Annotated in this window: 15 protein-coding genes; 6 read left to right on the forward strand and 9 right to left on the reverse strand. The window is 74.0% G+C overall.

Annotation, left to right across the window (positions count from 1 at the left end):
* Positions 1-87: 87 nt before the first annotated feature.
* Positions 88-1,134 (reverse strand): phosphatase PAP2 family protein, encoded by a 1,047-nt coding sequence (locus tag ACFYVJ_RS13490; RefSeq protein ID WP_388890137.1) that lies wholly within the window; start codon positions 1,132-1,134, stop codon positions 88-90.
* Between the two features lie 191 nt (positions 1,135-1,325).
* Positions 1,326-2,624, reverse strand: a complete 1,299-nt coding sequence (locus ACFYVJ_RS13495) for a tetratricopeptide repeat protein (RefSeq protein WP_388890433.1) — start codon at positions 2,622-2,624, stop codon at positions 1,326-1,328.
* A gap of 303 nt (positions 2,625-2,927) precedes the next feature.
* Here ACFYVJ_RS13495 and ACFYVJ_RS13500 point away from each other — a divergent pair, with 303 nt between their 5' ends.
* Positions 2,928-3,302 carry a hypothetical protein gene (locus ACFYVJ_RS13500; RefSeq protein WP_388890140.1) on the forward strand — a complete coding sequence of 125 codons (375 nt, stop codon included), beginning with the start codon at positions 2,928-2,930 and terminating at the stop codon, positions 3,300-3,302.
* Positions 3,303-3,368: 66 nt separating this feature from the next.
* The gene (locus tag ACFYVJ_RS13505; RefSeq protein ID WP_388890143.1) at positions 3,369-4,226 is read left to right on the forward strand and encodes a spermidine synthase; all 858 of its coding nucleotides are present in this window, start codon (positions 3,369-3,371) and stop codon (positions 4,224-4,226) included.
* Positions 4,227-4,247: 21 nt separating this feature from the next.
* On the opposite strand, the gene ACFYVJ_RS13510 is transcribed toward ACFYVJ_RS13505, so the two are convergent.
* Positions 4,248-4,847, reverse strand: a complete 600-nt coding sequence (locus ACFYVJ_RS13510) for a hypothetical protein (RefSeq protein ID WP_388890145.1) — start codon at positions 4,845-4,847, stop codon at positions 4,248-4,250.
* A gap of 126 nt (positions 4,848-4,973) precedes the next feature.
* On the opposite strand from ACFYVJ_RS13510, the gene ACFYVJ_RS13515 reads away from it, so the two are divergent.
* Positions 4,974-5,678, forward strand: a complete 705-nt coding sequence (locus tag ACFYVJ_RS13515; RefSeq protein WP_388890148.1) for a response regulator transcription factor — start codon at positions 4,974-4,976, stop codon at positions 5,676-5,678.
* Positions 5,675-7,321, forward strand: coding sequence for an ATP-binding protein (locus ACFYVJ_RS13520; protein ID WP_388890150.1), 1,647 nt, complete (start codon positions 5,675-5,677; stop codon positions 7,319-7,321). The genes ACFYVJ_RS13515 and ACFYVJ_RS13520 overlap by 4 nt, the downstream gene beginning before the upstream one ends.
* 231 nt (positions 7,322-7,552) lie before the next feature.
* Here the strand turns inward: ACFYVJ_RS13520 and ACFYVJ_RS13525 are convergent, their stop codons facing one another.
* From ACFYVJ_RS13525 to ACFYVJ_RS13540, 4 genes are all read right to left on the reverse strand, one after another.
* Positions 7,553-8,971 carry a GH1 family beta-glucosidase gene (locus ACFYVJ_RS13525; RefSeq protein ID WP_388890152.1) on the reverse strand — a complete coding sequence of 473 codons (1,419 nt, stop codon included), beginning with the start codon at positions 8,969-8,971 and terminating at the stop codon, positions 7,553-7,555.
* Positions 8,972-9,091: 120 nt separating this feature from the next.
* Positions 9,092-9,994: a carbohydrate ABC transporter permease gene (locus tag ACFYVJ_RS13530; RefSeq protein WP_388890154.1), complete on the reverse strand. Its 903-nt coding sequence runs from the start codon at positions 9,992-9,994 to the stop codon at positions 9,092-9,094.
* Positions 9,995-10,004: 10 nt separating this feature from the next.
* Positions 10,005-11,000, reverse strand: a complete 996-nt coding sequence (locus ACFYVJ_RS13535; protein WP_388890157.1) for a carbohydrate ABC transporter permease — start codon at positions 10,998-11,000, stop codon at positions 10,005-10,007.
* Between the two features lie 10 nt (positions 11,001-11,010).
* Positions 11,011-12,183, reverse strand: a complete 1,173-nt coding sequence (locus tag ACFYVJ_RS13540; protein ID WP_388890435.1) for an extracellular solute-binding protein — start codon at positions 12,181-12,183, stop codon at positions 11,011-11,013.
* Between the two features lie 443 nt (positions 12,184-12,626).
* On the opposite strand from ACFYVJ_RS13540, the gene ACFYVJ_RS13545 reads away from it, so the two are divergent.
* Positions 12,627-13,682, forward strand: a complete 1,056-nt coding sequence (locus ACFYVJ_RS13545; protein ID WP_388890160.1) for a LacI family DNA-binding transcriptional regulator — start codon at positions 12,627-12,629, stop codon at positions 13,680-13,682.
* A 146-nt stretch (positions 13,683-13,828) separates the two neighbouring features.
* Here the strand turns inward: ACFYVJ_RS13545 and ACFYVJ_RS13550 are convergent, their stop codons facing one another.
* Together ACFYVJ_RS13550 and ACFYVJ_RS13555 are read right to left on the reverse strand one after the other, a co-directional pair.
* On the reverse strand, positions 13,829-14,245 hold the full coding sequence (locus ACFYVJ_RS13550; protein WP_388890163.1) for a PIN domain nuclease: 417 nt from the start codon (positions 14,243-14,245) through the stop codon (positions 13,829-13,831).
* Complete coding sequence (locus ACFYVJ_RS13555) at positions 14,242-14,493, reverse strand: type II toxin-antitoxin system VapB family antitoxin (protein ID WP_388890166.1); 252 nt, start codon at positions 14,491-14,493, stop codon at positions 14,242-14,244. The genes ACFYVJ_RS13550 and ACFYVJ_RS13555 overlap by 4 nt, the downstream gene beginning before the upstream one ends.
* Before the next feature lie 316 nt (positions 14,494-14,809).
* Between ACFYVJ_RS13555 and ACFYVJ_RS13560 the strand changes: the two genes are divergently transcribed.
* Positions 14,810-17,641: a glycoside hydrolase family 48 protein gene (locus ACFYVJ_RS13560; protein WP_388890169.1), complete on the forward strand. Its 2,832-nt coding sequence runs from the start codon at positions 14,810-14,812 to the stop codon at positions 17,639-17,641.
* Positions 17,642-17,767 lie beyond the last annotated feature (126 nt).

Below are 17,767 nucleotides of genomic sequence, written 5' to 3' on the forward strand. Positions count from 1 at the left end.
ACGCCGCGCAGCCGGCGGGTCTTCGCGTACGGGCCGGTCCCGGGGCGCGGCACCGTCAGCCGCCGCGCCCGCCGCGCCCGCCGCGCGTCAGTACGCGAGTCTCCGGCACATCACCTGTGCCGCGCCCCCGCGCTGCTCCACCGGCGCCCGTCTGCCGCCCGACGGCGCCGGCGGGTCGCCAGGGGCCGGGTTCTCGTGGGTGGTGCGCGGGCTCGGGATATGCGGCGCTTCCGGTGCGTCCCCTGGGGGGCCGCCACCCCCGCCCGTGCGGACCTTCTCCGGCGCGCGGTCGTCCGCCGGCACGTCGCTGCCGTCCGGGTCGTCGGGCCGCGGCCCGCCCGCCGCGACCACACCGCCGCCCGCGGGCGTGCCCCGGCCGCCGAGGCGGGAGGCGAGCCGGTACACCCGGCGGCGGATGCCGTCGGCGACGCGCAGCGACGGGCGCAGCAGCAGCCAGCCGAGGCCCATGACGGCGGCGCCCGCGACCGCGTCGAGGAAGTAGTGGTTGGCGGTGCCCATGACCACGATGGTGGTGACGAGCGGGTACGCGACGCCCAGCAGCCGGACCGGCGTGTGCGGGGCGTGCCGCCACAGCACCACCGCGCACCACAGCGCCCAGCCGACGTGCAGGCTGGGCATCGCCGCGTACTGGTTGGTCAGCCCGCCGAGTCCGCGGGGCGCGCTCGCCTCACCGCCCCACCAGCCGTACGACGAGTACTGCGCCATCGTGTCGACGAACCCGTACGCCGGGTCCAGCAGCCGCGGCGGGCAGGTCGGCATGAGGATGAAGCCGACGAGCGCGACGACGGTGGAGAGCAGCAGCCAGGTGCGGTAGCGCCGGTAGTGGGCGCGGTGGCGGAGCCAGACCCACACCAGGACCACGGGCGTGACGACGTAGTGCAGGGACGCGTAGATGAAGTCGGCGGGGACGCCGAGCACCGCGTGCGCGGTGAAGAGTCTGTTGAGCGGGTCCTCGAAGTTGATGTGGAGGGTCTTCTCGATGTCGAGCAGCGCGAGGCCGTTGTCGACCGCCATGGTCACGTCGCCGCGGGCGAGCAGCCGGCCCGCCGAGTACGCCATGTACACCACGACGACGAGCAACAGCTCCGTCCACCAACGCTGCCTCAGTCGCATGGTCCAGGCACTCCGTCTCCGCTTCCCCGCTACGGGCCGCCCCACGTGGCCCACGGACAACCGTACGGTGTACGTCAGCCCACCGCACGATGTATATCCCTCCACCGGTTGGTGGATGCAGCCTCCACCGAACAGTGGAGGGAGCCAGAAAGACGCGGAATGATCCGGAAAGGTTGCCCGGGGTTCGCGGATCAGGCGGAAATCAGCCCCAGGTTCGTCAGGAACGCGTCCACCTCGGAGCTGCCTGACCAGCGCCGCAGCCTCTCCGCGGCGGCGTCGAGCATGGCGCGTACGCGCGCGGAACGCACCTCCTCCAGGAGCGCGAGCGCGCTGCCGGCCGCGGCGGCGGCCTCGTCCGGGCGGCCCGCGGCGGCGAGGTCGGCGGCCAGCTCCGCGGTGAAGAGGGCGGTGTTGCGGGCGAAGTGCGGTTCCTGCAGAGCCACCGCGCGGCGGGCGCACTCGGCGGCGCGCGCGTGGTCCCCGAGCGCCGCCCAGCACTGCGCCTCCAGGCCGGTCAGCTCGGCCTCGCCGTAGAAGGACATCCACTCCGGGCACCTGTCCGCCCCGCCCCGCGCGAAGAGGTCGCCTGCCGTGACCAGCGCCTCGCGGGTCGCGTCGGGGTCGCCGAGGAGCGCCCAGCCGCCGGCCTCGCGGGCGGCGAGCAGCGAGCGCAGCCGGTCGCAGCCGGCCGCGGCGGCGGCGCGGCGGCCGGCCTGGGCCGCGCGTACGGCCTCGTGGGCGCGGCCGGTGTCGCGGGCCAGGAACGCGGTGTTGGAGAAGGCGTGCGCCTCCAGGGCGGGGTCGTCGGCGAGCCGGGCGGTGGCGAGGGCCTCGGCGTAGTGCGAGCGGGCGTCGGCGTAGCGGCCGGAGTCGTGGGCCAGCCAGCCGACGGAGAGGGCCAGCTCACCGGCGGCGGCGTGCAGCCGCTCGGCGTCGGAGCCGGGGCGCGGGGCGGTCTCGGGGAGCAGGGCGCGGGCGGTGCGCAGGGTGCATCCGGCGCGGGCGTAGAGGTCGTCGGCGCCGTGCCGGTCGTCGTGCAGCCGGATGAGGCGTACCGCCTCCGCCACGGCCGCCTCGGGGAACTCGGGCGTACGGGCCCGGGCGGGCGGCAGCGCGGGGAAGGGCGGGAGCGGCTGCGGCGGTCCGGCCGCCGGGGCGGCGGGGGAGGGCTCCGCCGGCCCCTCCGCGGGGGTGGGGCGTACGGACGTGCGCGGGGGCGCATCTTTGCTTCCGCGCGCCCTTCGGCCCCGTACCTCCGCCCGCGGCTCGAAGCCCAGATCGCCCAGCGAGCGGCCCGGGAACATGTGCAGGAACACGCGCTCGTACGCGTAGTTCGGGCACCGGATCTCGCCGGACTCGACGCGGCCCACGTAGCGCGCGTCACACGAGACCTGTTCGCCGATCTCCCGCGCGGCCCGCCGCACCGAGGCGGCGAACTCGCCCGGTGACCGGATGCCGCGCAGCGCGCGGAAGGCGGCGTTGGGACGCAATCGGTCGGGTGGGGCGGCCACGTCCGCTGTTCCTCCCTGGTGCTGCCCGGCAACTACTGTGCCGCGACCCGCCGATCGGCAACTGATGTGCGCCACGGCCGGCGCCGCACGGCGGCCCGCTCGCACCCGCGGTGCGCGCGCCGCCACGCAGAGTCTGCCGACCCGCGGTGCCCCTTGCCCCCGATCCGCTATAAAACGCCATCCTTTGCGGCGACTTCATGCCGTGCCGTTGACGCGGTCCTGGCGTTGGATGGGCAGGAGACCGGGGGAACCACGACGGGGACTGGATGAGGAGGGGTTCCTGTGCCGGACACCGGCGGGGAGACCACTGTCGGTACGAGAGCCGCCGCGGACCCGTGTGACCTGGTCACCGTCCCGGCAAGGCACGGCCTCGAAGCGGTCGACATCCTCCGGCTGCGCACGGCCGTCGGGCCCGTGCTGCACGACGGCGGCGTCGACACCCTCGGCTTCCTGGTGCCGCCGGGCACGGCCGCGCGCTGGGACCTGCCCGGCAGCGCGTGCACCCCGGCGCTGCGCCGCGGGCCCGTGGCGCCGCCGGTGGCGGGGGCGTACTGGCTGGTGCCGCCGGAGGAGGCGGCGCCGGTGACCGACCCGGTGCTGCTGGCGGCGGCGCTGTGCGAGGCGGCCCGTACGATCGAGGCCGCCGACCGCTTCTGAGCCCCTGCCCGCCGCCCCGCACCCCCGCGGGGCGCGCCCCGGCCGCGGGCGGGGGATACTGGGCGCGTGGCCAGGCAGAGGTCGCGCGGCGGGCGCAGCCCCGTCGTGGTGGACGTGGACGGCGGCACCGCGGAACTGCGTCCCGACCCCGACCGCCCGCGCGCCTGGATGCTGCTCCTCGACGGCGCCCCGCAGTCGCACGTCGACCTCGACGACCCGGCGCACCTGGAGTTCGAGTACCAGCGCCGCCTCGGCCACGCCGCCGACCTCGTCGCCCCCGCCGGCCGCCCCGTGCAGGTCCTGCACCTCGGCGGCGGCGCGCTGACCCTCCCGCGCTACGTCGCCGCCACCCGCCCCCGCTCCGTCCAGCAGGCCGTCGAGATCGACGGCAGGCTCACCGCGCTGATACGCGCCGAACTGCCGCTGCCCGAGCGGGCGCGGATCCGGGTGCGGCAGGGGGACGCCCGCGCGGTGCTCGCCAGGATGCCGGACGACTGGGCGGACCTGATCATCGGCGACGTCTTCCACGTCGCACGCACCCCCGCGCACCTGACCACCACGGAGTTCCTGGCCGACGTACGCCGCGTGCTGCGCCCCGGCGGCGTCTACGCCGCCAACCTCGCCGACGGGCCGCCGCTCGCGTATCTGCGGGCGCAGACCGCCACCGCCGCCGCCGTCTTCCCCGAACTGTGCGTCGTCGCCGCCCCCGCCGTCTGGCGCGGCCGGCGCTTCGGCAACGCCGTGCTCCTCGCCTCCGCCGTCCCGCTGCCGGTCGGCGAGCTGACCCGCAGGGCGGCCACCGACCCGCAGCCCGGCCGCGTCGAACACGGCCGCGCGCTCCGGGACTTCGCCGCCGGCGCCCGGCCGGTGACCGACGCCACGGCGACCGAGTCGCCGGCGCCGCCGCCCGGGGTGTTCACGTAGCGGCGGCGGGCCCGGGGTCCTTCAGGTCGCGTACTCGTTCGTCTCCACCCGCGGCGGGCCGTCGTGCCACGTGCAGATCACCGACGTCCGCCGGCCGTCGGCGACGAAGTCGACGCGTATCCACGTCGTCTGCTCCCACGTCTGCATCTGCCACCCGGCGTCCGGCGTCGCCGACACCAACTCCGCGGCGTCGGCGGCCATCTCGAACGTCACCCGCCCGCCGGCCACCGGATACGTCTGCACGTCCCCCGTCGCGCTCGCCGCCGGCAGGTCCTGCTGCCCCGCGTCCGCGGCGCCGTCCCCCGGGCTTTCCCCCGGACCCTCTTCCGCCGCGTCCGTGCCCTCGGGGCTCTCCGTGGGCCGCTCGCGCTCCGGCGGGCCCTGCGAACGCTCCGGCGCCGACGGGGTCTCCGGCTCCGGAGTCGGCGAGGGCGGCGCGGGCCGCTCCGTCGCCGTGCCGACTAAAGGAGGCGGCGACGACGGCGCCCGGCCCGACAGCGGCACCGTGTGCGGCCGGTCGGACGTGCTGTCCAGCACCAGCCTGACCCCGAACCACGACACGGTCACGGCCGCCAGTGTCGCCAGGGTCCACGCGAGCGCGTGCACAAGCCTTCGACGCATCGGCCCTATCCTGCCGCACCCGCCCCCGCGGTGCCGCACCCCGGCGGGAACCGCTTGCCGCGGGTTGTCCACAGGCGGGCGGAGGCGGGGCGGCGCACACCGCGCTTTTGGCGTACGTTGCCGGACATGGCATGTGTGCTGCTGGTGGAGGACGACCAGTTCGTGCGCTCCGCGCTGATCAGGCATCTCACGGACGCCGCCCACACCGTGCGCAGCGTGGGCACGGCGCTGGAGGCGCTCCGCGAGGTCGCGCACCACGGGTTCGACGTCGTGATCCTCGATCTCGGGCTGCCCGACCTCGACGGCGCCGAGGCGCTGAAGATGCTCCGCGGCCTCACCGACGTGCCGGTCATCGTCGCCACCGCGCGGGACGACGAGTCCGAGATCGTCCGCATCCTCAACGACGGCGCCGACGACTACCTCGTCAAGCCCTTCTCCGTCGAGCATCTGCAGGCCCGCCTCGGTGCCGTGCTGCGCCGCGCCGGGGGCCGCACCGCCGCCGTACCGCCGCCGCGGCAACTGCGCGTCGGCGGCCTCGCCATCGACCTGCGGCGGCGCAGCGCGGAGCTGGACGGCCGCGAGCTGGACCTGACCAGGCGCGAGTTCGACATGCTGGCGTTCCTCGCCGAGCGGCCCGGCGTCGTCGTGCCGCGGCGGGAGCTGCTGTCCGAGGTGTGGCGGCAGTCGTACGGCGACGACCAGACCATCGACGTCCATCTGTCCTGGCTGCGCCGCAAGCTCGGCGAGACCGCCGCGCGCCCCCGCTATCTGCACACCCTGCGCGGCGTCGGCGTGAAGCTCGACCCGCCGGCCGGGATCCCGCCCGCATGAGGTGGGCGCTGGTCAAGGTGTGCCTGGCGGTCACGGTGATGGTCGTGGTCGCCTTCGCCGTGCCGCTCGGGCTGGTCGTCAAGGAGATGGCCCGGGACCGGGCGCTGACCAACGCCGAGCGGATCGCCGCCGGCATCGGCCCGGCGCTGGCGATCACCACCGACGCCGAGCAGTTGGAGCGCGCGGTCGGCAGCACCGAGGCCGGCGCGGGCGGGCGGATCGCCGTGCACGTGCCGCGCGGCAGCGCGGAGGGCATGTCGGCGGTACGGATCGGGGAGCCGCGCGCCGGCGCGGCCGACGTGGAGCGCGCCTCCGGCGCGGGCACGTCGCTGCTGGTGGCCGTCGCCGGCGGGCACACGCTGCTCCAGCCCATCGCCGTCGAGGGCGACCGGGTCGCTGTCGTCGAGGTGTTCGTGCCGGCGGGGGAGCTGACCGAGGGCGTGGCGCTGGCGTGGCTCGTGCTGGCGGGCGTCGGCCTGGCGCTGATCGCGGGCTCCGTCGCCGTGGCGGACCGGCTCGGCACCCGGATGGTGCGGCCCGCGCGCCGGCTCGCGGGCGCCGCGCACGACCTGGGGGAGGGCAGGCTCGGCGTCCGGGTCGAGGAGTCCGGGCCCTCAGAACTGCGCTCGGCGGCCGTGGCGTTCAACTCGATGGCCGACCAGGTCGCGCTGCTGCTGGCCAACGAGCGCGAGCTGGCCGCCGACCTCTCCCACCGGCTGCGCACCCCGCTGACCGTGCTCCGGCTCAACGCCGCCTCCCTGGGCGAGAGCGGCGCCGCCGAGCAGACCCGGCAGGCGGTGGCCCAACTGGAGCGCGAGATCGACCAGATCATCGCCACTGTGCGCGAGCAGCGCGGCCGGCCCGCGGGGCAGCAGGCGGCGGCGGTGGTCGGCTGCGACGTCTCGGCGGTGATCAGGGAGCGGATGGAGTTCTGGTCGGCGCTGGCGGAGGACGAGCGCAGGTCCGCGCGGCTGGCGGGGGTCGACAGGCCGGCGCAGGTGCCGGTGGCGCGCGCCGAGTTGGTCGCCGCGATCGACGCGCTCATAGGCAACGTCTTCCGGCACACCCCGGAGGGCACGGACTTCTCCGTCGACGTGCACCACGCCGGCGACGCCGTGATCGTGCTCGCCTCGGACGCGGGGCCGGGCATCCGCGACCCGGAGGCGGCGCTCGCCCGCGGCCAGGGGCAGGGCGGTCCCGGGTCGACGGGGCTGGGTCTGGACATCGTGCGGCGGGTCGCGGAGTCGACGGGCGGGGACGTGCGGATCGGCCGGTCGGTGCTGGGCGGCGCGGAGATACGGCTCTGGCTGGCGCTTCGCACCGGCCCCGCCGCGGCGGACGGCGAGCGGGGCCGGCAGCGGCACCGGGTCGTACGGCGGCGGCGCGGCCGGGCTGCGGAGCGCCCGGCGGGAAACGGCTCGGGAAACGGCGCGGGGGACGGGGACGGGACGGCGGCCACGGGCGCAGGCAGGGGGACGGGAAAGGGCGGCGGAAGCCGTACGGGCAAAGGGGGCGGTGGCGGCAAGGGCGGTGGTACGGGCCGGGGTGCCGGTACGGGCCGGGGCGGCGGTGCGGGCAGCGGAGCCGCGGGTGCGGGGCCGGGGGCCGCCGCGGGCGCGGGCGCGGGTGCGCGGCGCGCGTAGCGCGGGCGGCGGCCCCCGCCCCTGAAAGGCGCCGGCCCGCCGCGCCGGCCGCGGGCCCCCGCCCGTCACGCGGCGGCCTGCGCCCGGGCCGCGACGGCCCTCGCCCTCCCCATGTGGCGCCCGCCGGTTGCCGGTCCGGCGGACGCCCGTCTCTCCGCCCGTGGCCGGGCGCCGGTCTGCTGTGCGCGGCTCCGCTGTGCCCCGGCCCGCCGGGCGGCGTCGCGCCGTCCGTCAGACGCCGGGCGGCGGCAGCGCCCCGGCGCGGATCACGTCCGCGTACCAGTGGGCGCTGGACTTCGGGGTGCGCTGCTGCGTCGTGTAGTCCACGTGCACCGCGCCGAACCGCTTGGCGTAGCCGTACGCCCACTCGAAGTTGTCCAGCAGCGACCACAGGAAGTAGCCCCGCACGTCCGCGCCTTCCGCCATCGCGCGGTGCACGGCGCCGATGTGCCCGTGCAGGTACGCGATGCGGTCCGGGTCGTGGACCGAGCCGTCCGGCTCCGGCTTGTCGTCGTACGCCGCGCCGTTCTCGGTGATGTACAGCGGCAGGTCCGGCGCGTCGGCGGTGAACCGCAGCAGCAGCTCCGTCAGCCCCGTCGGATCGACGGTCCACCCCATCGCGGTGCGCTCGCCCGGCGGCTGGTGGAAGGCGATGTGGTCCGCGGCCGGCCAGGGGGACTGCGCGCCGCCGCCGTGGCCGTCGGCGCGCTCGGGCCTCGCGTCGCCGGAGACGGCGGAGACCACGGTGGGCGTGTAGTAGTTGAGGCCGATCGAGTCCAGCGGCCGGCTGATGAGCGGCAGGTCGCCGTCCCGTACGAAGGACCAGTCCGTCAGCCGCGCGGTGTCGTCCAGCAGGTCGGGCGGGTACGCGCCGTCGAGCATCGGCCCGGTGAAGATGCGGGTGGCCAGCGCGTCGATCTGGCGGGCGGCGTCGCGGTCCGCCTCGGAGTCCGTACGCGGCCGTACGACCGCGGGGTTGAGGCTGACGGAGATCTGGGCGCGGGCCGGCAGCGCGGTGCGCAGCGCGTCGGTGGCGAGCCCGTGCGCGAGGTTGAGGTGGTGCGCGGCGCGCAGGGCGGCGACCGGGTCGGTGCGGCCGGGGGCGTGCACCCCGGCGGCGTAGCCGAGGAACGCGCTGCACCAGGGCTCGTTGAGCGTGGTCCACAGCTCGACGCGGTCGCCGAGGGCGTCGCCGACGAGGCGGGCGTAGTCGGCGAACCGGTGTGCCGTGTCGCGCTCCGGCCAGCCGCCCGCGGTCTCCAGCTCCTGCGGCAGGTCCCAGTGGTAGAGCGTGAGCACCGGCTTGATGCCGGCCGCCAGCAGCTCGTCGGCGAGCTGCCGGTAGAAGTCGAGCCCGCGCTGCACGGCGGGCCCGCGTCCGGTGGGCTGGACGCGCGGCCAGGACACGGAGAAGCGGTACGCCCCGACGCCGAGCCCGGCCATCAGCCCGACGTCCTCGGTGCGCCGGTGGTAGTGGTCGACGGCGACGTCCCCGGTGTCGCCGCCCGCGGTCTTCCCCGGGGTGTGCGAGAAGGTGTCCCAGATGGAGGGGGTGCGGCCGTGCTCCCGCGCGGCGCCTTCGATCTGGTACGCGGCGGTGGCCGTGCCCCACAGGAAGTCCTCGGGGAAGGTGGCGGTGGTGTCGGACATCTGGGAGCGCTCCCAATCTCGGCGGTGACGAACGTCGTGGACAACGGGGCCGGTCGTAGCTCGACGACCCCCGGGCGGAGCGCGGGTCGTACCGCCGCGGGGCGAACGGGCCACGGCCGGTCAGCCCTTGACCGCGCCGTGCATGATCCCGCCGACGATCTGCCTGCCGAACAGCAGCAGGAGCAGCAGCAGCGGCAGCGTGCCCAGCAGCGCGCCCGCCATGATCACCGACTGGTCGGGGATATAGCCGCGGCCCAGGCTGGTGAGTGCCACCTGCACGGTCGGGTTCTCCTGGGTGAGCGCGATGATCGGCCAGAAGAACTCGTTCCAGGCCATCACGAACGTCAGCATCCCCAGCACGGCCATCGCGGGCCTGGCCGCGGGGAAGACCACGTGCCAGATGACCCGCACGCTGCTCGCGCCGTCCACCCGGGCGGCTTCGATCAGCTCGGTGGGCAGCGCCTGGATCAGGTACTGCCGCATGAAGAACACCCCGAAGGCGCTCACGATGAACGGCAGGATCACCGACTGCAGTTGGTCGATCCACTCCAGCTTCGCGATCGCCATGTACAGCGGTACGACGCTGAGCTGCGGCGGCACCATCATCGTGCCGATCACCAGCAGCATCAGCAGGTTCTTGAAGCGGAACCGCAGCTTGGCGAAGGCGAAGCCGGCCAGCGTGCCGAAGAGCACGGTGCCCGCGGCGATCGCCCCGGCCACGAGGGTGGTGTTGAAGAGCGCCAGGCCCATGTTCGCGTCGGACCAGGCGGTCTCCATGTTCGCGAAGAGGTTGCCGCCGAACCACAGCGGCGGCGGGGTCTCCGCCAGCCGCTCGTTGGTGCGGGAGGCGGCGATCGCGGTCCAGATCAGCGGGAAGAGCGAGATCGCGGTGAAGAGCAGCAGGACGGCGTACGTCAGTTTGCCCGCCCGCTGCTGGCCGCCGGCCTCCCCGGCCTTCGGCGCGCGCCGCCGGCGGCGGGCCGGGGCCGCGGTCTCGGGGGCGGTCTCTGTCAGCGTTGCCATGAGCTTCCCTTCAGCTCTTCCGCAGCCGGCGCGAGATCAGGCCGAAGACGATGCCGATCACCACGAGGATCAGGAACATCACCCAGGCGATGGCCGCGGCCCGGCCGAGGTGCAGGTTGCGCCAGCCCTGCTCGTACAGGTAGAGGCCCAGGGTCTGGAACTGGTGGTCGGGGCCGCCGGACGCGCCCGCGCCCTCCTCGAAGAGCAGCGGCTCGCCGAAGAGCTGGACCGAACCGATCGTGGAGACGACGACCGTGAAGAGGATCGTGGGCCGCAGGGAGGGGATGGTGACGTAGCGGAACTGCTTCCAGCGGGACGCGCCGTCCAGCGCCGCGGACTCGTAGAGGTCGTGCGGCACGGCCTGCATGGCGGCCAGGTAGATCAGGGTGTTGTAGCCGGTCCAGCGCCAGATCACGATGGTGGAGATGGCGATCTTCGAGGTCCAGTCGCCGCTCTTCCAGTCGATCTCGTCCACGCCGAACAGGCCGAAGAACCAGTTGATGAGCCCGTAGTCGCGGCCGTAGAGCATCGCGAACACCAGCGTCGCCGCCGCCACGCTGGTGGCGTACGGCGCGAGCATCGCCACCCGGAAGAAGGAGGCGGCGCGCATCTTGTAGTTGAGCAGGTGCGCGAGGCCCATCGCCATGAGCAACTGCGGGACCGTGGAGAGCACCGCGAGGGTGAAGGTGACCCACAGCGAGTTCCAGAAGAAGTGGTCCTCGAACAGCCGGGTGTAGTTGTGCAGTCCGGCCCACTCCATGTCGGTGGGCGCGGTCAGCTCCACCCGGTGCAGCGAGGCCCACGCGGTGTAGAGCAGCGGGAAGAGGCCGAAGGCGGCGAAGAAGAGGAAGAACGGCGAGATGAAGGCGTACGGGCTGAGCTTGGCGTCCCACCGGTAGCGGCGGCTGCGCCACTTCTGCCGCCGGTCCTCGGTCGCGGGCCGTTTCGGGGCCGCGCCCCCCTCGGCGGAGGGGGGCGCGTCCACGGCCGTACCAGTCTGCGTCATGGCCGGGCGCTCACTGGTCCAGGGCGTTGTCCACGGCCTTGACGGCTTCGTCCCAGGCGCCGTCGGGGTCCTGCTTGCCCTGCTCGATCAACTGCAGGCCGTTGCCGATGTTGTCGTCGATGACCTGGTCCTTCGGGCCGATCGTCTGCACCGGGATCTCCTCGGCGGCGGCCGAGAACAGCTCACCGATCGGGGCGTCGCCGAAGTACGGGTTGGTGGCGGTCTTGACCGCCTCCATGTCGTACGCGGGCGGGGCGCTGGGGAAGTTGCCGCGCTCGGCGAAGAGCTTGGCCTGCTGCTCGGGCGCGGTCAGCCAGGCCACGAGCTTGGCGGCCTCCTCCTTGTGCTCGCCGGACTCGGGCACACCGAGGAACGAGCCGCCCCAGTTGCCGGGCCTGGGCGACATGGCCACGTCCCACTTGCCCTCGGCCTTGGTGCCGCCCTTCTCCTGGATGTAGCCGAGCATCCACGCCGGGCAGGAGATGGTGGCGAAGTCGCCGTTGCTCATCGCCTGGTCCCACTGCTTGGTGAACTGCTCCAGGTTGCCGGTGAGCTTCTCCTCGGCGGCGGTGGAGGCGATGCCCCAGGCGGCCTCGACGTCCGGGCTGTCCTTGTAGATGACCTCGCCGGACTCGTCGTAGTACTTGCCCTCGCTGGACGCGATGGCGCCGTCGTACACGGCGTCGGCGGAGTCCACCCAGGCGACGCCCTCGGGGCCGTTCTTCTTGAAGTCCCGGCCGGCGTCGAGGAACTTCTCCCAGTCGCCCTCCCAGAGCTTCGCGACCTCTTCGCGGTCGGTGGGCAGTCCTGCGGCCTCGAAGTGGTCCTTGCGGTAGCAGACGGCCATGGGGCCGACGTCGGTGCCGAGACCGATGGTCTTGCCGTCGTCGGCGGTGGCCTGCTGCCACTTCCAGTCCAGGAAGGCGTCCTCGGAGACCCCTTCGGCCTTGCCGAGGTCCATGAAGCGGTCGGCCTGGGTGTCGACGACCTCGGCGATGTTGGCGACCTCGATGGCCTGGACGTCGGCCAGACCGCTGTTGCTGGTCAGGTGGTTGAGGAGGGCGGGGTAGTAGTTCTCGTTCCGCTCGATGACGTCCTGCTTGATGGTGATGTCCGGGTTGAGCTTCTCGTACTCGTCGTAGAGTCCGGCCTCCTCGAAGCCGAAGGTGCCGAAGAGCCCCATCGTGATGGTGGTCTTCCCGCCGCCTCCGTCCTCGGAGGCGGCCTTCGAGCCGCCGTCGTCGTCATCGCTCGCGCACGCGCTGAGCAACCCGGTGCCCAGAGCGGCTGCGGCCAAAAGGCCCACGGCCCGTCGGGTCGTGCGGTAACTGCGCACTGCATCCTCCTAGCGCCCTGACGCGTGCCGCTCCTGCCGGAGGTCTACGAGGGGGGATCGGGAGTGGCGGCTCGGGCGGGCTTTCGTGCGGGTTCTCTATGGGTCCAGTAGAGTGGGAGCGCTCCCAGAAGTGATTGGTTGAAGGGTGGCCTGTCGGTGAGGGGGTGTCAAGGGACCGGACATCTCGACTGGCTCCCGTTACGCGGCTGTTAGCTTCGGCGCGGGCCGCGGACCGGGGCCGGGGGCGAGAATCGGACAGTCAGCAGACAGCCATAACGCGGGAGGGTGGAATGGCGGTCAGGGATCGGCGTACGCCGGTGGCGCGCGGCGGGCGCGGTGGAAGACCGACGCTTGAGCAGGTCGCCGCGCGAGCCGGGGTGGGCAGGGGGACGGTGTCCCGGGTGATCAACGGATCGGACCAGGTCAGCGAGCAGGCGCGGACGGCCGTCGAGCGAGCGGTCGCGGAGCTGGGCTACGTGCCCAACCGCGCGGCGCGGGCGCTCGCGGCCGGCAGCGCGGACGCGGTCGCGCTGGTGATCCCGGAGCCGGAGACGCGGCTGTTCTCCGAGCCGTACTTCTCGGACATCGTCCGCGGGGTGAGCGCGGAGCTGGCGGAGACGGACAAGCAGCTCCTGCTGACGCTCATCCGCTCGCCCCGGGAGCGGGAGCGGCTGGCGGCGTATCTGAGCGCCGACCGGGTCGACGGCGTGCTGCTGGTCTCCGTGCACGAGGGCGACCCGCTGCCGGAGATGCTGGCGGCCATGGGGCTGCCGGCGGTGCTCAACGGCCGGCGGGCGGCGGGCGAGGCCGTGCCGTACGTCGACTCGGACAACACCGGCGGCGCGCAGGCGGCCGTGGACCATCTGATCGGCCGCGGGCGCTCGGCGATCGCGACGATCACCGGCCCCGCCGACATGTACGTCGCGAGCTGCCGGCTCGACGGCTACCGCCAGGCCCTGAAGGCGGCGGGCCGGGAGGAGGACGCGGGGCTGGTCGCGGTCGGCGACTTCACCGAGGAGGGCGGCCGGCGGGCGATGCAGGAGCTGCTGGAGCGGCGGCCCGCGCTGGACGCGGTCTTCGCCGCCTCCGACGTGATGGCTGCGGGCGCGCTCCAGGTGCTGCGGGCGGCGGGCCGTACGGTGCCGGACGAGGTGGCCGTCGTCGGCTTCGAGGACTCGCCGGTGGCCCGGCACACCGATCCGCCGCTCACCAGCGTCCGGCAGCCCACGGAGGAGATGGGGCGGGCGATGGTGCGGGTGCTGCTGGACGGGATCGACGCGAAGGACGCCACCGGGGGGCGGCACGTGGTGCTGCCGACCGAGCTGGTGGTACGCGCCTCAGGCTGACCCGGGTCGGCCCCCCCGAGGGCTGAACGCACGCGGGCGGACCCGGTGGCCGGGTCCGCCCGGCGGTGAGCCGTGACTTCGTCGTGGCCCGGGTCAGCGCCGCCGGTCGTGCCGCCCGTGACGGCTGCGGACGTACGCTGCGCGGGTCAGTCGGCTGTGCCGGGGCGCGCGACCCAGTCGGCCCGTTGCCCGGTCACGCCGGCGATCATGTCGAAGTCGCCGTCGTAGTGCAGGATGGTCACCCGGTGACGCTCGGCGGTAGCCGCGATCAGCACATCGGCCAGGGACAGCGCACGGTGAAAGCCCGAGTTCATCGCGAGTGACTGCACCTCAAGGGCTCGCTCGAACTCTGCGTCGTTGCACGGGAGATAGTCGAAAGCGCGCAGCAGGGTGCGGAAGCGCGTAGCCTCCGCCTTGTCGCGGGCCGAGTAAAGGATCTCGTACTCGACCGGGGCACAGACGGCCAGGAGGCCGTCCCGGTTCAGCTCGTCGAGCCGTTCGCGTACTCCGGGTTTGCCCCGGCGGGCGAGCGCGGACTTGTCGATGAGGTAGCGCTCTTTCATGCAGCGGTGGTCTCCCCGGGCCGCTTGAGGGTGCCGTCCGCGTGCCGTGGGCCGGTCTTGGCCCGGATCTCCGCGAACATGTCCTCGAACTCGCCTTCGTCGATAGCCTCGAACAGTTCGCGGCGCAGGCGCAGTTTCACGCCTTCCTCCATCGCCGCCCGCACGGCGGCCGCCTTGGTCCTGGCGCCGTACAGGTGCATGGCCTGCTCGACGATGTCGTCGTCCAGGTCGATCACGGTTCTCGCCATGGCGCCCTCCTCTACGGCCCAGCTTTAAACGATATCAGAAACGCCGCTCGAATGACATCGGACGCCGAGCGGGTGACTTCTGTCCGGAGGGTTGACAGGTGCATAACCCTTCGGGAGATTGGGAGCGCTCCCACACTTCAAGACTTGCACCTCCTTCCGCGAGGCGAGGACGGGGGCGAACCGATCCAGGCACCCCGTCCGGTCAGCTCAGCCGGGCCGGGCGCGCACAGGCCCCGTGCGCCCGGCCCGGCTGTCCCCCCACGCCGTCCGCTCGCGCGTCCGCACGCCCGAACACCTTCCAGTTCCAGGAGGATTCGTGCACGCACCCCGCACTCCCGACGAGTCCGCACGGCTGTCGCGAAGATCGTTCACCACCGCCGCCGGCGGCGCGCTCGTCGCCCTCGGCGCCGGGCAGGCCCTGGCCGGCGCCACCGCCCACGCCGCCCAGGCGCCGGCGGGCGACCGTGCGAAGGCCGTCGCCGCCACCCCGTACACCGACGCCTTCCTCGCCCAGTACGAGAAGATCAAGGACCCGGCCAACGGCTACTTCAGCCCGGACGGCATCCCCTACCACTGCGTCGAGACCCTGATCGTCGAGGCGCCCGACCACGGCCACCAGACCACCTCGGAGGCGTTCAGCTTCTGGATCTGGCTGGAGGCCGCGTACGGCAGGGTCACCGGCGACTGGGCCCCGTTCAACGGCGCCTGGGAGACCGCCGAGCGCTCCATCATCCCGCCGCACGCCGACCAGGCCAGCAGCGGCTCGTACAACCCGGGCTCGCCCGCCACCTACGCGCCCGAGCACCCCGAGGTCTCGTCCTACCCCTCCCAGCTCGACCCCGGCGTGCCCGTCGGCCAGGACCCCATCGCCGCCGAACTGGCCTCGGCGTACGGGACGATGGACGTCTACGGCATGCACTGGCTGATGGACCTCGACAACGTCTACGGCTACGGCAACACCCCCGGCACCGGCGGCCAGAACGGCCCCGGGCCCGGCGCGTCCTTCATCAACAGCTACCAGCGCGGCTCCCAGGAGTCGGTCTGGGAGACGATCCCGCAGCCCACCACCGACCTCTTCGAGTTCGGCGGCCCCAACGGCTACCTCGACCTCTTCGTCGGCGACGCCTCCTACGCCCGGCAGTGGAAGTACACCAACGCCCCCGACGCCGACGCGCGCGCCGTGCAGGCCGCGTACTGGGCGCTGACCTGGGCGAGGGCGCAGGGCAACGAAGGACTGGTATCGGAGTCCGTCGCGCGGGCTGCGAAGATGGGCGACTACCTGCGCTACGCCATGTTCGACAAGTACTTCAAGCAGATCGGCGACTGCGACAGCCCCACCGGCTGCCCCGCGGGCACCGGCCGCACCTCGCAGCACTACCTGCTGTCCTGGTACTACGCCTGGGGCGGCTCCACCGGCAGCGGCGGCGGCTGGGCCTGGCGCATCGGCGACGGCGCCTCCCACCAGGGCTACCAGAACCCCTTCGCCGCCTGGGCGCTGTCCACCGTGCCCGAGCTGACCCCCAAGTCCCCCACCGCGAAGAGCGACTGGGCCAAGTCCCTCACCCGGCAACTGGAGTTCCTGCGCTGGCTGCAGTCCACCGAGGGCGCCCTCGCCGGCGGCTGCACCAACAGTTGGGAGGGGCAGTACGGCGCCCCGCCCGCGGGCACGCCGACCTTCTACGGCATGCCCTACGACTGGCAGCCCGTCTACCACGACCCGCCCAGCAACAACTGGTTCGGCTTCCAGGTCTGGGGCATGGAGCGCGTCGCGCAGTACTACCACGCGACGGGCAACGCCGACGCCGGGGCGGTCCTGGCCAAGTGGGTCGCCTGGGCCTCCGCCGAGACCACCGTCGGCGCCGACGGCAGCTACCGCTTCCCGTCCACCCTGCGGTGGACCGGCGCCCCCGACACCTGGAACGCCGCGAACCCGGGCGCCAACGCCGGCCTGCACGTGGACGTCGTGGACTACGCCGACGACGTCGGCGTCGGCGCCGCCCTGGTCATGACGCTGGTCTACTACGCCGCCAGGGCCGCGGACGCCGACGCGGCGGCGCTGGCCAAGGCGCTGCTCGACGCGATGGCCGCGCACTCCGACGGCAAGGGCATCGCCGTCCCCGAGACCCGCCGCGACTACAACCGCTTCGACGACGAGGTGTACGTGCCCGCCGGATGGTCCGGCACCTCCCCGCACGGCGACCCCATCGCACCCGGCGTCACCTTCATCGAGTTGCGCTCCTGGTACCGCGAGGACCCGGACTGGGAGAAGGTGCAGACGTACCTCGACGGCGGCGCCGCGCCGGTGTTCACGTACCACCGCTTCTGGGCCCAGGCCGCCCTGGCCCTCGCGCTGGCCGCCTACGGCGAACTGCTCGGCGGGGAGACCCCCGGCGGTCCCGGCGACGACACCGAGCCGCCGACCGTGCCGGGCGGGCTGCGGGTCACCGGCACCACGGCGAGCAGCGTCGCGCTCGCCTGGACCGCCTCGACGGACAACGTGCGGGTGACGGCGTACGACGTGTACCGCGACGGCACGCCGGTGGGCAGCGCGACGTCCACGTCCTTCACCGACACCGGGCTCTCCGCCGCCACCGCGTACTCCTACACGGTCACCGCCCGGGACGCGGCGGGCAACGCCTCGCAGCCGTCCGCCGCGGTGAGGGCGACGACCGGGACGGGCACCGGCACCGGGGCGGTGAAGGTCGAGTACCGCAACAACGACCAGGCCGTCACCGACAACCAGATCAAGCCCGGCCTGCGGATCGTGAACACCGGCGGCGGCGCGCTGAGCCTGTCGACGCTGACCCTGCGGTACTGGTTCAGCGGCGAGTCCGGCGCGGCCACGTACAGCACCTGGTGCGACTACGCCCAGCTCGGCGCCGCCAACGTCACGCACCGCGTGGTCGCGGCGGGCGGCGGCAAGGCGGGCGCCACGCACTATCTGGAGGTCGGCTTCACCGCCGGCGCCGGCAGCCTCGCCGCCGGCGCCTCCACCGGCGACATCCAGTTGCGGCTGAACAAGACCGACTGGTCCGCCTTCGACGAGTCGGACGACTACAGCCGCGCCGCCACCACCGGAACGTACATCGACGCGCCCCGAGTCGTCGCGTACGTCGCCGGCTCGCCGGTGTGGGGCACGGAGCCCTGACGCCGGCGCGGGGGCGGGGGGGGGGGGGGGGGGGGGCCCCCGCCCCCCCCCCCCCCCCCCCCCCCCCCCCCCCCCCCCCCCGGCGGCGCCCCCCCCCCCCCGCGCCCGGGCCCCCCCCCCCCCCGG

Source organism: Streptomyces sp. NPDC004134 (genome assembly GCF_042874195.1).
GTDB lineage: Bacteria > Actinomycetota > Actinomycetes > Streptomycetales > Streptomycetaceae > Streptomyces.

Coding starts and splice junctions, on each gene's coding strand:
- ACFYVJ_RS13490 (WP_388890137.1), bottom strand. CDS start 1,134: ATGCGACTGAGGCAGCGTTGGTGGACGGAGCTGTTGCTCGTCGTCGTG.
- ACFYVJ_RS13510 (WP_388890145.1), bottom strand. CDS start 4,847: ATGCGTCGAAGGCTTGTGCACGCGCTCGCGTGGACCCTGGCGACACTG.
- ACFYVJ_RS13515 (WP_388890148.1), top strand. CDS start 4,974: ATGGCATGTGTGCTGCTGGTGGAGGACGACCAGTTCGTGCGCTCCGCG.
- ACFYVJ_RS13520 (WP_388890150.1), top strand. CDS start 5,675: ATGAGGTGGGCGCTGGTCAAGGTGTGCCTGGCGGTCACGGTGATGGTC.
- ACFYVJ_RS13525 (WP_388890152.1), bottom strand. CDS start 8,971: ATGTCCGACACCACCGCCACCTTCCCCGAGGACTTCCTGTGGGGCACG.
- ACFYVJ_RS13530 (WP_388890154.1), bottom strand. CDS start 9,994: ATGGCAACGCTGACAGAGACCGCCCCCGAGACCGCGGCCCCGGCCCGC.
- ACFYVJ_RS13535 (WP_388890157.1), bottom strand. CDS start 11,000: ATGACGCAGACTGGTACGGCCGTGGACGCGCCCCCCTCCGCCGAGGGG.
- ACFYVJ_RS13540 (WP_388890435.1), bottom strand. CDS start 12,183: ATGGGGCTCTTCGGCACCTTCGGCTTCGAGGAGGCCGGACTCTACGAC.
- ACFYVJ_RS13545 (WP_388890160.1), top strand. CDS start 12,627: ATGGCGGTCAGGGATCGGCGTACGCCGGTGGCGCGCGGCGGGCGCGGT.
- ACFYVJ_RS13550 (WP_388890163.1), bottom strand. CDS start 14,245: ATGAAAGAGCGCTACCTCATCGACAAGTCCGCGCTCGCCCGCCGGGGC.
- ACFYVJ_RS13555 (WP_388890166.1), bottom strand. CDS start 14,493: ATGGCGAGAACCGTGATCGACCTGGACGACGACATCGTCGAGCAGGCC.